Below are 14,111 nucleotides of genomic sequence, written 5' to 3' on the forward strand. Positions count from 1 at the left end.
CCGATCTTCCGGCAGTAAACCTTTCCCCAAAAGGGCGTATCCGGTATTAGCCCTAGTTTCCCAGGGTTATTCCGAACCAGAAGGCACGTTCCCACGCGTTACTCACCCGTCCGCCGCTGACCCCGAAGGGCCCGCTCGACTTGCATGTGTTAAGCCTGCCGCCAGCGTTCGCTCTGAGCCAGGATCAAACTCTCACGTTGAAGAGATTGATCTGGCCGATCACGTGTATTCTCAGACGGAGCCTCACATCGACCAAGTGCCAGACGCTTCACAGCGCCAGAACACCCGTCGGTGAGCTCAGAAAGAAGAACAACAGATCGGCACAAGTCTACTCACGCCAGGTCCTAAGACCCAGCCGCAAGGACAAACGCCGCCCGCGTCTCCCTTCCTCATTCCAACTTGTCAAAGAGCGCCCCAGTCGCCTGAGGCTCATCAGAGGCAAACAGAAGACCGCCCGGCAATCCCGCCGGCCAATCCCGCCGCTTGTCAGAAGATGGCTCAGCGCCCGGTCCACTTCCGCGGCCGGCGCCGATGAGCCGGGGTATAGAGCCCTCGAATTTGCCCGTCAACAGCCCTGTTCCATCTCCGGGCTGTTTTTTCGCGCGGCCCGGGCGATCGCTGCCGCGCCGCCTCCCTGCCCTCTCAGGAGGCCAGAGAGGTCCGAGGTCAGGTCAGTATCCCTTCTTCACCTGCGCGAGCGCCGCGCTGAGCCCATGGGCTATCCGCGCCCGCTCGTCCGGCCCGGCGTCGCGCGCGACCAGCGCCTGCTGCCGGCGCGAGACCAGGGTCAGGCGCTGGAGGCCGTACTCGTCGTCCTCGACCGTCTCGAGCTTGGTCCAGAGCGGATTGAACCGCCACTCCCGCCGCTCACCGCGGTGGCTGACCCGGGCGAGCAGGATCTCGATCTGCGAGATCATCACCTCCTCGAAGGAGCGCCCGCGCCGGAAGCTCACCTTCAGCGCCGCGTAGATCGCCAGCATGTCGAGGCCGAAGAAGCCGGCCACGGGCCAGAAGCCCATGCGCCACGCCCAGACCGACACGGCGACCGAGACCGCGCAGCACCCGGTCATGACCACCCGGAAGCCGCGACGGCTCAACGACTGGTGCGGCCGGATCGTCGCGGTGAAGACGGGCCGGTCGATCGTGTCCGGATCGAGCCCGTACGGGTGGACGGAAGGATTGCCGCTCGCCATGCGATCCATATAACGCGCCGATGCCCGCCAGAAAGACTCCCCCGCCCGTGACGGATCGCGCCGGTCGCGGCGCCGCGGGACCGCATGAGACCGCGTCCGAGACGGTATCCGGGACAGCCCCGACGCGGCGGGGCAAGGGCGGCTCCGGGAGCAAGCCCGAGGGGGCGTCCAAGAAGGCGTCCGGGCGGGCGTCCAAGGGAGCATCCGAGAGCGCCGTCTCCGCGCGGCTCGGGGGTCCGATCGGGCCGGCCGTCACCGCGCAGGTGGACACGGCTCCCGAGGCCGTCGACGCGGCGACCCTCGCGGAGATCTTCCGCCGCTTCCAGGCGGCGGAGCCGGAGCCCAAGGGTGAGCTCCACTACGTCAATCCGTTCACGCTCCTCGTCGCGGTGGTGCTGTCGGCCCAGGCGACCGACCGCGGCGTCAACCTCGCCACCGGCCCGCTCTTCGCGATTGCCGACACGCCCGAGAAGATGCTGGCGCTCGGCGAGGACCGGGTCCGCGACTTCGTGCGCACGATCGGGCTGTTCAACACCAAGGCGAAGAACGTCGTCGCCCTCTCGCGCATCCTCGTGGAAACGCACGGCGGCGCGGTCCCGGCGAGCCTGGAGGCCCTGCAGGTCCTGCCCGGGGTCGGTGCCAAGACCGCGAGCGTGGTGCTCAACATCGCCTTCGGGGTTCCGCGGATCGCCGTCGACACCCATATTTTCAGGGTCTCGAACCGGATCCCGCTCTTCGTCGGCGCGACGACCGACAAGGTCCAGGCCGGGCTCGAGGCGATCGTGCCGGATGCCTACCGACTCCACGCCCATCACTGGCTGATTCTCCACGGACGCTACACCTGCAAGGCGCGCAAGCCCGAATGCCCGCGCTGCCTCATCGCCGACCTCTGCCGCTACCCGTCCAAGACGATCGATTGACGACCGCACGACGGCCGCGAGACGCGCGCGCGACGGGTCGCGGAGGTCGTCCCGGGCACGTCCCGACCGGCCTCCGCAATCCCGCCCTGCGGGCTAACGCGTTGTGCTGGAAGCCCGCTTCCGCTAGTTTGGCGGCCGGTCGCCGGGGCCCTCGGGCAGAGGCCGTCCGGCGGCCCGACCTCGCGTCCGGTCGCCGCGCCGCGGATTCCTCCCCATCGTCGCGCATCAGGAGCCTCGGCCCATGGACTTCCTCAAACCACGGTACACGCCTATGAATCGCCGCCGTCGCATCTACGAGGGCAAGGCGAAGGTCCTCTACGAGGGGCCGGAGCCCGGCACGCTCATCCAGCACTTCAAGGACGACGCGACGGCCTTCAACGCGAAGAAGCACGAGGTCATCGACGGCAAGGGTGTGCTGAACAACCGGATCTCGGAGTTCGTCTTCCAGCACCTCAACGACATCGGCGTGCCGACGCACTTCATCCGCCGGTTGAACATGCGCGAGCAGCTGATCCGCGAAGTCGAGATCATCCCCCTCGAGGTCGTGGTGCGCAACGTCGCGGCCGGGTCGCTGGCGACGCGCCTCGGCCTGGAGGAAGGCACGCAGCTGCCGCGCTCGATCATCGAGTTCTACTACAAGAACGACGCGCTGAACGATCCGATGGTCTCCGAGGAGCACATCACCGCCTTCGGCTGGGCGACGCCCCAGGAGATCGACGACATCATGGCGCTGGCGATCCGCGTCAACGATTTCCTGTCGGGCCTCTTCCTCGGCGTCGGCATCCGGCTGGTCGATTTCAAGATGGAGACCGGCCGTCTCTGGGAAGGCGACATGATGCGCATCGTCGTCGCCGACGAGATCTCCCCGGATTCCTGCCGGCTCTGGGATATCAAGTCCTCCGACAAGCTCGACAAGGACCGGTTCCGCAAGGATCTCGGCGGCCTGATCGAGGCCTATACCGAGGTCGCCAAGCGGCTCGGCATCATGTCGGAGAACGAGAAGGTCCAGGGCGGCGGCCCGCGCCTCGTGCAGTAGGCCCGGTCAGGCGCCCGGCCGGCGCAGGGGCGCCGGTCCGGCCTCGGGAAACCCCGCGCGCAGCCGCGCGTGGGTCGAGAGTTCCGGGTCGAAGCCCGGGTGATAATGGGGGTCCTGCACCAGCAGCGACCCCCATCGCGTTCTCAGCGCCGCGATCTCGCGCGCGTGGCGGGCCCGGGCCTCTCGGGTCCAGCGGCGGCTCGCCGCCTCGCGGTGATGGAGGACCGCCCCGGGGACCAGGAGCGTGCGGTAGCCGGCCGCGTTCAGGCGCAGGCAGAGATCGACGTCGTTGAAGTCGACCGCGAAGACCGCCTCGTCGAAGCCGCCGACCGCGCGAAACTTCGCCGCCTCGACGGCCAAGCACGCGGCGGTCACCGCCGACACCCTGTGGGTGACGCGCAGGGCCCCGAGGTAGCCGGGGGCATCGCCGGGAAAGTGCCGGTGCCCGTGGGTGACGAGGCCGCCGGTGCCGAGCACGATGCCGCCGTGCTGGATCCGGCCGTCGCCGTCGAGGAGCTTTGCACCGACCGCCCCCACATCCGGGCGCAGTGCCTCCCGGGCCATGCGGGACAGCCAGTCGGGCCGGAAGGCCTCGACGTCGTTGTTGACGAAGACCAGAAGCCTGCCGCGGGCGCGGGCCGCGGCGGCGTTGTTCATCGCGGCGAAGTTGAACGGTCCGGGCCAGGGCACGACGTGCCCCCTCCCCTCCCCCTCCAGCGCCCGCAGGTAGGCCAGCGTCTCGGGCTCGCGACTGTCGTTGTCGCAGACGATGATCTCGGTCGACGACCAGTCGGTGCAGCCTCGGAGGCTCTCGAGGCAGGGGCGCAGGAGATCCAGGCGGTCGCGGGTCGGCACGATGAGGCTCGCCAGGGGCCGCTCGTCCGGCAGGGGATGCTCGACCTGCACGAGACCGTCGAGCCCGACGGCCACGCCAACGCCCTCCCGCCCTGTCCGGTCGAGGTGATCGCGCACCAGCGCGTGGTGGGGGACGCGCCCGGTTTCGCCGCCCCGCGTCGCGGTCGAGGCGCCGCGCCGGACCGACAGGATCTCCGGCAGGTGGCCGATGGCGCCGGGACCGAAGCGCTCCGCGATGCGGAACGCGGCCTCGGCGGGACTGCCGGGATCGTCGCCGGGCTCGAGGGCGCCGCGTCGGCAGGCCAGCACGGGTCCGAGATAATCGAGGGCCGCGAGCCGGTCGGCGTCGAAGACCGGCGGCAGAAGCGGCAGCACCGCGCCGCCGGGTCTCTCCTGCACCAAGGCGTCGCCGTACAGCGCCTGCAGGTCGGGCTCGCGCGCGAACGCGGCGGCGATCCGGCCGGGCGCACCGGCGACGAGGACCCCGTCGCCGAACACGCGGATCGCGTCTCCCGGACCGGCCGGCGCGGGGGGGAAGCGGTCGAGGATCCCGGGCGGCAGGGCGAGCCGATGGTCGATCCCGACCAGGGCGGCGAGCGCCTGCCGGGCGCGCAGGCGCTTACCCGTCACGCGCGCGCGTAGGATCGCGGCCGCCGCCCGGGGATGCGCGAGGAGTTGGCGCGTCGCGCCCACCAGCGCGCGCCAGGAGCGGCGCGACGGTCCGAGATACGTCGCGGCATCGTGGCCCGACGCGCCGTCCGATGCGCCATCCGACCGCGGCGTCATTCCAGATCCTCGCCGAACGTCGTGACCGACAGGGCGGGGTGGTAGAACGGATCGTGCCGGATCACGGCCCGCCAGCGCTCGGAGAAACGGGCGGCCTCCTGCTCGAAGCGGACGCGCTTGGCCCCGACGGACGGACCGCGGCTGACGGATTCGAGATGGGCCAGCGTCGCGGCCGGCGTCCAGACCGTCTTCCAGCCGGCGGCGCCGAGGCGGAGGCAGAAATCGACGTCGTTGAAGTCGACCGGGAATGCCTCGGCGTCGAAGCCGCCCACCGCCAGATACTTCTCCCGCGCGACGGCGAGGCAGGCGGCCGTCACCGCCGAGACCTCGTGCGCCACCCGCAGCTGGCCGAGATGGCCCGGCGTGTCACCGGGCCGGCGGCGCAGGATGTGGCCGGCCCGGCCGCCGAGTCCGACGACGACGCCGGCATGCTGCAGCGTGCCGTCGCCGTAGAGAAGCTTCGCCCCGACGGCGCCGACCTCCGGTCGGCACGCCTGCCGGACCATGGCCTCGAGCCAGCTCGGCTCCAGCACGGCGACGTCGTTGTTCAGCAGGACGACGATCGTCCCGGACGCCGCGGCGACGCCGGCGTTGACCATCGCGGCGAAGTTGAAGGGCTGCGGGTCCATGAGGATCCGGACGCGCGGATCGCCGCGCAGGGTCGCGTAGTGGTCGAGCACCGCTGGATCGGTGGAGCCGTTGTCGACGATGATCAGCTCGATCGCCGCGTAGGCTGTCTCGTGGAGCACCCCGCGGCAGACGCGGGTGATCAGGTCGAGGCGGTCGCGCGACGGGATGACGACGCTCACCAGCGGCACCGGATCCGGCAGGGGCCACGCGAGGCGAACGGCACCGTCGTGGATCCCGGCGCGGAACAGCGGCTGTCGGGACCGGTGCGCGTCCAGGGCCGCGGCCCGGGCCGACGGGTCGAGACCGTCTCCGGCGCTGCGGGCGAGGATCCGCGGGACATGCGCCACCCGCGCGGCGGTGGTCATCGCCGCGATCGCGATGGCCGGCGCGAGCGCGGCCATCGGGCCGACCGGGCGCGCCATGGCCGCGGCCAGCCACGCCCGCGACAGGAGCAGGGGAAACCCGGGATAGCCGGTCGCCAGGGCGAGGTCCGGGCTCCAGTCCGGCTTCAGTTGCGGGCGACCGTCGGGGCCGACCGCGTCGCCGTAGGCGATGTCCGCTCCCGACAGGGCCTGGGCCAGCAGCGCCAGGGCCTCCGGCTCCGGGACGTCGCCGGGGCGCAGCAGGCACAGGGCGTCCGCCTCGCCGGAAAATTCGTCGAGGCCGGAAGCCCCATCCCAGGTTCGATGCGACAGCGGCCCGTCGACCGATGCGGGCGGCGTCCCCGCCCACGCGACCTGGATCGAGTCGGGGCGGTGCGTCTGCGCGTTCAGCGCGTCGCGCGTGGCCGACAGCGCCGCCGCGTCCTCGGCTCGCGCGAGAACGACGCAGCGGATCCGCAGGGCGGAGGGCGCGACGCGGGCGGGCCGGGTCCGGGCGGCGGCCCAGGCCGGGAACCGGGCCATCGGGGTCACCGCGCAGGCGCCGCGCAGGATGTCGCGGTAGCGCCGTTCCGAGCCGCGGGCGCGCTCGTAGAGGGCGGAGACGCAGCGCCAGGGCCGGCGAAGGAGGCACTGCACGAGCACCTCGACCTCGCGCCGGGCGCCGACCCGCTCCAGGGCGAAGTCGGCATCGGCAGAGAGGCGGATCTCCCGAGTGTCCGAGGGGATCAGCCCGAGCCAGTGGGCGAGCCCCTGCGCGGTCCCCGGCAGGAGGAAGTCCTGGACCGTCTCGTCAGGCCCTCGCAGGACGCGGAGGATCGGGCGCCGGGGCGCATTCGTCGGATCGCCGGCATAGCTCAGCACGATCCAGCCGGCGGGATGGTCCGGGAGCACGAGGCGGCGATCGAAGACGGGATCGTCCGTGGATTCCAGCCGGAACCGGGTCTTCCGGCCGAGCCAGAGCCTGTCGCGGCCGGTCCGGGCAATCAGCGGGGTCGGATCGCCGAGGCGCGCCGCGGCGTCACTGGGCAGCGTCGCCTCCGCCGGGTGGCGCCGCGGCGACAGCCGGTTTGCGGCGGCGCGGTTTCGCGGCGGGCTTGCCGCCCGCACCCTTGCCGGTCCCGACACCCACCGCGATGTCGTAATCGGCCGTCATGGCGGCCGGAACCTGCAGCTCGTCGGCCACGACCGTGGCGAAGCCTTGCGCCTCTCCGGGCCCGACGATCACGCCGGCCCGCTCGGTGCGGCTCGAGACGGTCTTGCCGTCGTGGCGGATCTGGAACGTCACCGGCACATCGAACCGGCCCGGCGCGCCCGCCGGCCCGAGCAGGACGTTGATCTCGGCGCCCACCTTGACGGTGATCGAGCCGTCCTGACGCCGCGTGCATTCGCGGGCGAGACGGCCGAGGGAGAACTGGGTGCGCACCGTGTCGCCCGCGAGCGTGCGCGAGGCGGCCCCGCCCTCGGCGACCTCGACCGTCGGGCAATAGGCCGGGTCGAGGGCTTCGGGCTGCGACGGCGGGACCGTCGTGCCGCCGTACTTGAACAGGTTGGAGAAGATGTTGCCCTCCTCGGCCCGGCCCGGGGCCGGGGCGGCGAGCGACGCGGCGAGCACAAAGCCGCCGAGCCGGAGAGCGACGGTCCGGCGCCGGGCCATGTCCGGGGACCGCGTGAGGCTCCTGTTCCGATGTCCGATCATCGCACGGCTCCCGAACGGCACCGTCATTTCAGGCTGTCGAACCCGGCCGCGAAGCCCTTCATCGACAGCGGGATGCCGACGCCCTCCTCGGGCGTCTGGAACACGATGAAGGTGGCCTGCGTGCCGTTCTTGAACTGGCGGATCAGCCCGTCATCCATCACGACCTCGGCCACGCACCCGGTGGTGAGGCAGCGGACGAAGCCGGCGCGGCCGATATCCGTCTGGTCGATCTTCAGGCCGAGGCCGGACGGCAGGAGAACGCCCAGCGGCGCCACCACCCGCAGCAGGTAGCCGCGATTGTCGGCGGTCTTGAGGACGATGACCACGAGGGTCAGGTTGGGCCTGTCCTCGGCGGCGAGATACTGGACGAGGGCGCACTGCTCGGCCTTCGCGCCGGCCGGCGTCTCGCAGCGCAGCTGCCAATCGTCGAAGGTCTTGCGCACCATGCCCTGAGCCGCGGCCGGCCCGGCGGGCGCCAGTGCCGCCGCGACGAGGGCGAGGAGAACCGGCAGCGCGGCGCGCCGGAAACGAACGAGCCTCGCGTGAAGCGGCACCACCGATCCCTTCGGAACGCTCCGGCCGAGGACCGGCGGGAGCCGTACAATCGGGCGTGTTCCGACCATGGTCCGCCCCGCGCTGTCAAGCGATGCGGGCGCGGTGTTGCGCGTCGGCGCTACCCGTAACGGTTTCAGCGGCCTAGATTGTGTTCGAACACTCCTCCAGCGCCGGATTTTGACGCCGTGATGCGCCCGCTCACTCTCTCGGCCGCCTGCCTGGTGGCCACCCTCGCGCAGGCGGGAGCCCAGTCCCTGCCGGTCGGAGAGACCACCTACATCGAACGCTCGCTGAACCACTCGGACACGCTGGTGATCGAGCATCCGCCCGTGGCGGCGAACCCGTACGGCCGCCGCAACGGTCAGGCGGCCATCGCCGGCTACTGCAGGGACGGCGGCCTGGTCCGCCGCCGGGACGAGTTCGGCAACCCGGTGATCATCCGCCAGCGGGAGATCTGCGACAGCGTCGCGCCGCGCACCCTCAGCCCCGGGCAGGTCGATCCCCGCCCGAGCTGGCCGGCGGATGCCGTGGCGCGCCAGCGGGTGCTCCGCGTCAAGGGGTGAGGCAGGGCTGATGCGGGTCTGAGGTCGGCTCAGCCGTAGCGATGCAGGCCGGTGCCGTGGCGCTTGAGCCACTCTTCGGCAGCGTCGGTGTTCGGGCAGAGCGCCTGCACCAGCGCCCAGAAGCGCGGAGAGTGGTTCATCTCGCGCAGATGCGCCATCTCGTGGGCGACCAGATAGTCGAGCACCATCGGCGGCGCGAGGATCAGGCGCCACGAGAAGTTCAGCTCGCCGCGGGCCGTGCAGGATCCCCAGCGACTGCGGGTATCGCGCAGCGTGACCCGGACCGGCCGCTGCCCGAGCCGCGCCGCGTAGCGCTCGATCGCTTCGGTCAGGTCGCGCCTGGCCTCGCGGGCCAGGAAGTCGCGGACCCGGCGCGCCACGTGGGCGGCGTCGCACGACACCGACAGCACCGCCTCCCCCTCGACGGACTCGATGCGGACGGGACCGCTCCGGGTGCCGCGCTGGCTGATCCGGTGGGGCTCACCGCGGAGCGGCAGACTGGCTCCGAGCTCGAAGAGCACGCGGGTCGGCACGCGTGCCAGGCGCGCGGCGATCCACTCCGCGTGGCTCGCCGCGAAGCGCTGCGCCGTGTTGATGGCGGTGCGGCTCGGCAGGGTGATCACGGCCTCGCCGGTGGCGGCGGACACGCGGAGCGTGATGCGGCGCGCGGTCGGCCGCCGACGGAGGGCGATGCGGAGGCTGGCCCCCTCGTGCTGGACCTCAAGATGATCGGGATCGGGGCGACGCAGCAGCGCGAGGGGCATGCGCGACTTCTAGCTGGGCCGGGCCCGGGGCTCCAGATCCCGCGTCTCTGAATCGCCGCGGCGGCCTCAGCTGGCCAGCGCCCGGGTCCAGACGTCGGTCTCGGGGAGGACGAGGAGCGCGGCGGCGGCCAGCGCGATCCCGTATGGGATCCCGGTCTTGGCGTCGTGCAGGTGCAGTGCGAACGGCATGCGCGCGATCCGGCCGGGCAGCGGGTGCGTCCGCGCGAACAGGATCGCCAGGGTCAGGGCGCCGCCGAACACCGAGGCCACCAGGAGGTAGTCGCCGAGGCCGTCGAAGCCGAGCCACAGGGCCGTGGCGGCCGCGAGCTTCGCGTCGCCGCCGCCGATGACGCCGAAGGCGAACAGCGTGAACGTGACGAGCAGGACGACCGCACCGGCGGCGCAGTGGAAGCCGATCTCGGTCCAGCTCATCGAGCTCGTCAGGGCCAGCAGCGCGAACCCGGCCACGAGGGCGAGGGAGATCCGGTTCGGGATCAGCATGGTGAGCAGGTCGCTGGCGGCCGCGTAGGCCATCAGGAAGGGAAACAGGATCAGGAGACCGAAACCGGCCGGGCCCAGACCCGCCAGTCCCAGGCTTGCCGTCGCTGAACCGACCATCTCGGCGCCCATCTCGTCGCAGCCTGTCGCGTCACACAATACGGTCCGCCCCGGCGGAGTGCCGGCCGGTCCGGACCTCGGATGTGCCGGGCGGCGAGCGCCGCCGCGAACAACGGCGATCCCGGCAGGCCGGGAACCCCCGCCTCTCTCCGGGTTGCGAGGAGAGGCGGGATGTCTCGAACCTGCCGCAGATCGGACGGGTCTCGATCAGTTCAGGTTGCCGGAGATCTGGCTGAACTTGCTGGTCAGGCTGGTGCCGACCGTCTTCAGGGCGGTGATGATGGCCACGGCGATGAGGGCCGCGATCATGCCGTACTCGATCGCGGTGGCGCCGGACTCGTCCGAAGCAAAACGCGTGAACAGGGTCTTCATAGAGGGTGATCCTTCGATCAACACAGAGCGAGATAAAACTTGCGCGATGCCCGATGAAGAATTTTCAGGTCTCGATCGGCGGCCTGCACAGACTGCCGATTACGCCTTGAAAATCGGTTAAATCGATCCCGCACCGACCTAAAAGGCTGTCTCGCTGCGAGTTTGGTGAAGGTTGGGTTTCACCGATACGGCACAGTGCCGCGACTTGGTCTTGCTTAGCGCTTCCTTCACGGGTTCCGCGCTAGCCTCGGGCCTCGGGTGGGCTCTCTTCGACCGCCCGCCGTCTTGAGGAACCCCGATGCGTCGCACCCTGTCGATCACGGGCCGCGCCGGCCTCGTCGTCCTGCTGACGGGCGCCGCGGCCGCGGCCGGCCAGCCGGATCTCCTGCCCGTCGTGACCGTTCTCGTCGACAACGCCAAGGTGCTCCGCCTGCCGGAGAAGACGTCGACCGTCATCGTCGGGAACCCGATCATCGCCGAGGTGACGCCGCAGAAGAACGGCGTCCTCGTGCTCACCGGCAAGAGCTTCGGCTCCACCAACCTGATCGCCCTCGACAACGGCGGCGCCATGATCGCCGAGACGACCATCCGGGTCGAGGCGTCGCGGGACTCGACGATCACGGTGCAGCGCGGTCTCGATCGGGAATCCCTGTCCTGCACGCCGGGCTGCCAGCCGTCGGTGCAGCTCGGCGACTCGGCCAGCTACTTCGGTGCCACGAGCGGTCAGGCCGATGCCCGTCGCAAGCTCGCGACCGGCGGCGGCGCGGGCACGGTCCCGGCGGCCGATCACTGACCGGGCCGGGGTTCCATCGCGACATCGGCCGCGGCCTGGGGCAGGATCCCCCGGCCCTCGCCGATTCGCCGCGATGCCGCGGGGGCGCTGACGCCAGGAGACGTCGAGGCCGATGTCCGCCATCACCCGCAATCCGCCGCCGCCCGCCGTCGACCCGGCCGTGCTGGCGGCCTTCCGCGATGTCTCGACGGCCACGATCAGCGACTGCCTGGCGCGGATGCCGGTCCTGGCCGGCCTGCGCCCGTTCCATCGCGGCGGGGCGCTCGTGGGAACAGCCTTCACGGTCCGCGTCCGGAGCGGCGACAACCTGGCCATCCATCAGGCTCTGGAAGAGGTCCGCCCCGGCGACGTGATCGTGGTCGACGGCGCCGGCGATACGAGCCGCGCGCTAGTGGGCGACATCATGAAGGCCATCGCGGAGAGCCGGGGCGTGGCCGGCTTCGTGATCGACGGCGCCGTGCGCGACACGGCGGCGTTCGCGGGCGCGGACTTTCCCTGCTACGCCCGCGACGCGACGCCGCGGGGGCCGTTCAAGACGGGCCCCGGCGCGATCAACGTGCCGGTCTGCGTCGGCGGCTGGACGGTGAGCCCGGGGGACGTGGTGGTCGGCGACGCCGACGGCGTCGTGTCGTTCCCGCCCGGCGACGCGGCCGCCCTGCTCGACGCCGTGCGGGCGCAGGCGGCCCGCGAGGCGGAGGTCCTGGAGCAGATCCGGGCCGGTCGCTACGACGGCCGCTACGCCCGGGTGGCGAAGGCCTGATCCGGCCGGGCGCCCTCGGGCGCCTGCAGGCGCCGCCACAGGGCATCGGCCGCGCCGCCTCGGCTCTCGGGCGTCCGGAACAGCCGGATCTCCACCGGAACGTCCAGCTCCTCCTGTCCTGCCCGAACGAGCTGTCCGCGGGCCATCGCCGCCTCCGCGAGCGTCACCGGGAGCCACGCGACACCGTCGCCCCCCTGGGCCATGGTCATCAGCGTCGCCGCGAGGTGCGACGTGAAGGCCGGCTCGTGGCCGGCCGCCGCCCCGCTCGCCGCCAGGATCCGGCCGAGCCCCGAGGCCTCGCCGTAGGCGAGGTAGCGGACCGCGCCGCTCAGGGGCCAGAGCGGCGCCCCTTCGGACGTCGGTGCGCAGAGCGGCACCAGGCTGTCCGCGCCGACGCGGATCGACTCGCAGCGGCCATCGTCCAGAGGCGTGAGGAGGTCCGCGCGGTGGTGGCATAGGAGGAGTTGCACCTCGCCGGCCAGCAGGATCGCCTCGCAGGCCGCCATGCTGTCCGAGATCAGGTTGAGGGCGCCCAGCGTCTCGAAGGGTGCGTGCCGGCGGATCCAGCCGGGAAAGAACGTGAAGGACAGCGCGTGCGTGGCCGCGATCGCGAGGCTCGCGTCCGCTCGGCCGCCGGCGGCCCGGGCCGCACGGCGCGCCCGATCCAAGCCCCGCATCAACTCCTCGGCGTCTGGCTGGAAGCGGACTCCCGCGGCGGTGAGGCCGGTCCCTTGCGCGCTCCGCAGGAACAGGGGTGTCCCGAGCCACGCCTCGAGCGCGCGGATCCGTCGGCTGAAGGCCGGCTGCGTCACGTGCCGGACCTCGGCGGCCCGCGAGAAGGTCCGGTGCTCGGCGAGCGCGAGGAAGTCCCGCACCCAGTCCAGATCCATAGCGCCTCTCCGACAGGACGGGGCCGATGCCGCCCGCGCATCGCGCGCTCCGGAAACGGCATTGGCTGACCGGGGGCCGCCGACGCTATGGCACCGGGACGCACCGGGGAGAGTGAGCCATGCGCATCGTCGACGTCCGCGAGGTCACCAAGCCGATCGCATCGCCGATCCGCAACGCCTACATCGACTTCTCGAAGATGACCACGAGCCTCGTCGCGGTGGTCACCGACGTGGTCCGCGACGGCCGGCGTGTCGTCGGCTACGGCTTCAACTCCAACGGCCGCTACGGCCAGGGCGGCCTTATCCGCGAGCGCTTCCGCGACCGGATCCTAGAGGCCGACCGGGACAGCCTCCTCGTCGATGCGGGCGACAACCTCGATCCGCACCGGGTCTGGGCCGCGATGATGCGCAACGAGAAGCCCGGCGGCCACGGCGAGCGCTCGGTGGCGGTGGGCACCCTCGACATGGCGATCTGGGACGCGGCGGCGAAGATCGCCGGGAAGCCACTGTTCCGGATGCTCGCCGAGCGGAAGGGCGTCGCCGCCGACCCGCGGGTCTTCGTCTACGCGGCCGGCGGCTACTACTATCCCGGCAAGGACGATTCCGCCCTCCGCGCCGAGATGCGCGGCTATCTCGACCGCGGCTACACCGTCGTGAAGATGAAGATCGGCGGCGCACCGCTCGAAGAGGACCGGCGCCGGATCGAGGCCGTGCTCGCCGAGATCGACGGACGGGGCCGTCTCGCGGTGGACGCCAACGGCCGCTTCGATCTCGAGACCGCCATCGCGTACGCCCGGATGCTGCGGCAGTACCCGCTGTTCTGGTACGAGGAGGCGGGCGACCCGCTCGACTACGCGCTCCAGGCGGCGCTCGCGCCCTACTATCCCGGGCCGATGGCCACCGGCGAGAACCTGTTCTCGCACCAGGACGCGCGCAATCTCCTGCGCTACGGCAACATGCGGCCCGACCGCGACTGGCTGCAGTTCGACTGCGCGCTGTCGTACGGGCTCGTGGAGTACCTGCGCACCCTCGACGTGCTGGCCGAGTTCGGCTGGTCGCCCGCCCGCTGCATCCCGCATGGCGGGCACCAGATGTCGCTCAACATCGCGGCCGGGCTGGGCCTCGGCGGCAACGAGAGCTACCCGGACCTGTTCCAGCCCTACGGCGGCTTCCCCGACGGGGTGCGGGTCGAGGACGGTCACATCACCATGCCGGACCTGCCGGGCATCGGCTTCGAGGGCAAGTCGGACCTCATCGCGGAGATGCGCGCCCTCGCGGCGTAGCGCGCCGACCCGGG

15 protein-coding genes and 1 rRNA gene are annotated in these 14,111 nt (G+C 71.6%); 6 read left to right on the plus strand and 10 right to left on the minus strand.

Annotated elements, in window-relative coordinates; genetic code table 11:
* Together ACLBYB_RS16070 and ACLBYB_RS16075 are read right to left on the minus strand one after the other, a co-directional pair.
* Positions 1 to 200: ribosomal RNA gene (locus ACLBYB_RS16070) — 16S ribosomal RNA — on the minus strand; the annotation flags it as partial.
* Positions 201 to 671: 471 nt separating this feature from the next.
* On the minus strand, positions 672 to 1,193 hold the full coding sequence (locus tag ACLBYB_RS16075; protein ID WP_091683563.1) for a DUF2244 domain-containing protein: 522 nt from the start codon (positions 1,191 to 1,193) through the stop codon (positions 672 to 674).
* A gap of 239 nt (positions 1,194 to 1,432) precedes the next feature.
* Here ACLBYB_RS16075 and nth point away from each other — a divergent pair, with 239 nt between their 5' ends.
* Both nth and purC read left to right on the plus strand, forming a co-directional pair.
* Complete coding sequence (gene nth, locus ACLBYB_RS16080; protein WP_091683567.1) at positions 1,433 to 2,113, plus strand: endonuclease III; 681 nt, start codon at positions 1,433 to 1,435, stop codon at positions 2,111 to 2,113.
* Positions 2,114 to 2,354: 241 nt separating this feature from the next.
* Entirely contained in the window at positions 2,355 to 3,149 is a 795-nt protein-coding gene (gene purC / locus ACLBYB_RS16085) for a phosphoribosylaminoimidazolesuccinocarboxamide synthase (protein ID WP_010684691.1), read from the plus strand.
* A 6-nt stretch (positions 3,150 to 3,155) separates the two neighbouring features.
* Here purC and ACLBYB_RS16090 read toward each other — a convergent pair whose 3' ends face one another.
* Genes ACLBYB_RS16090 through ACLBYB_RS16105 form a run of 4 tightly spaced genes read right to left on the minus strand, consistent with a single transcriptional unit; the run spans position 3,156 to position 8,056 of the window.
* A complete protein-coding gene (locus ACLBYB_RS16090) occupies positions 3,156 to 4,790 on the minus strand; it encodes a glycosyltransferase (protein ID WP_447699380.1) in 1,635 nt (544 codons plus the stop codon).
* Positions 4,787 to 6,910 carry a glycosyltransferase family 2 protein gene (locus ACLBYB_RS16095; protein WP_447699381.1) on the minus strand — a complete coding sequence of 708 codons (2,124 nt, stop codon included), beginning with the start codon at positions 6,908 to 6,910 and terminating at the stop codon, positions 4,787 to 4,789. The genes ACLBYB_RS16090 and ACLBYB_RS16095 overlap by 4 nt, the downstream gene beginning before the upstream one ends.
* Positions 6,822 to 7,499, minus strand: a complete 678-nt coding sequence (locus tag ACLBYB_RS16100; RefSeq protein WP_447699382.1) for a hypothetical protein — start codon at positions 7,497 to 7,499, stop codon at positions 6,822 to 6,824. The genes ACLBYB_RS16095 and ACLBYB_RS16100 overlap by 89 nt, the downstream gene beginning before the upstream one ends.
* Before the next feature lie 23 nt (positions 7,500 to 7,522).
* Positions 7,523 to 8,056 (minus strand): invasion associated locus B family protein, encoded by a 534-nt coding sequence (locus ACLBYB_RS16105; RefSeq protein ID WP_012320430.1) that lies wholly within the window; start codon positions 8,054 to 8,056, stop codon positions 7,523 to 7,525.
* Positions 8,057 to 8,242: 186 nt separating this feature from the next.
* Here ACLBYB_RS16105 and ACLBYB_RS16110 point away from each other — a divergent pair, with 186 nt between their 5' ends.
* Positions 8,243 to 8,617: a hypothetical protein gene (locus ACLBYB_RS16110; RefSeq protein ID WP_020092489.1), complete on the plus strand. Its 375-nt coding sequence runs from the start codon at positions 8,243 to 8,245 to the stop codon at positions 8,615 to 8,617.
* A gap of 29 nt (positions 8,618 to 8,646) precedes the next feature.
* Here the strand turns inward: ACLBYB_RS16110 and ACLBYB_RS16115 are convergent, their stop codons facing one another.
* The 3 genes from ACLBYB_RS16115 to ACLBYB_RS16125 all read right to left on the minus strand — a co-directional run bounded on the left by ACLBYB_RS16115 (position 8,647) and on the right by ACLBYB_RS16125 (position 10,371).
* A complete protein-coding gene (locus ACLBYB_RS16115; RefSeq protein WP_447699383.1) occupies positions 8,647 to 9,381 on the minus strand; it encodes a M48 family metallopeptidase in 735 nt (244 codons plus the stop codon).
* Between the two features lie 66 nt (positions 9,382 to 9,447).
* Complete coding sequence (locus ACLBYB_RS16120) at positions 9,448 to 9,999, minus strand: A24 family peptidase (protein WP_042669679.1); 552 nt, start codon at positions 9,997 to 9,999, stop codon at positions 9,448 to 9,450.
* Between the two features lie 207 nt (positions 10,000 to 10,206).
* The gene (locus tag ACLBYB_RS16125; RefSeq protein WP_012320434.1) at positions 10,207 to 10,371 is read right to left on the minus strand and encodes a Flp family type IVb pilin; all 165 of its coding nucleotides are present in this window, start codon (positions 10,369 to 10,371) and stop codon (positions 10,207 to 10,209) included.
* Between the two features lie 298 nt (positions 10,372 to 10,669).
* On the opposite strand from ACLBYB_RS16125, the gene ACLBYB_RS16130 reads away from it, so the two are divergent.
* Positions 10,670 to 11,164: a pilus assembly protein N-terminal domain-containing protein gene (locus tag ACLBYB_RS16130; RefSeq protein ID WP_056526947.1), complete on the plus strand. Its 495-nt coding sequence runs from the start codon at positions 10,670 to 10,672 to the stop codon at positions 11,162 to 11,164.
* 112 nt (positions 11,165 to 11,276) lie between these two features.
* Positions 11,277 to 11,924, plus strand: coding sequence for an RraA family protein (locus tag ACLBYB_RS16135; protein ID WP_020092493.1), 648 nt, complete (start codon positions 11,277 to 11,279; stop codon positions 11,922 to 11,924).
* Here ACLBYB_RS16135 and ACLBYB_RS16140 read toward each other — a convergent pair.
* Entirely contained in the window at positions 11,900 to 12,814 is a 915-nt protein-coding gene (locus ACLBYB_RS16140) for a LysR family transcriptional regulator (protein WP_447699384.1), read from the minus strand. The genes ACLBYB_RS16135 and ACLBYB_RS16140 overlap by 25 nt on opposite strands.
* Before the next feature lie 119 nt (positions 12,815 to 12,933).
* Here ACLBYB_RS16140 and ACLBYB_RS16145 point away from each other — a divergent pair, with 119 nt between their 5' ends.
* Positions 12,934 to 14,097: a mandelate racemase/muconate lactonizing enzyme family protein gene (locus tag ACLBYB_RS16145; RefSeq protein WP_091926260.1), complete on the plus strand. Its 1,164-nt coding sequence runs from the start codon at positions 12,934 to 12,936 to the stop codon at positions 14,095 to 14,097.
* Positions 14,098 to 14,111 lie beyond the last annotated feature (14 nt).

It is taken from the genome of Methylobacterium sp. D54C (assembly GCF_053345595.1).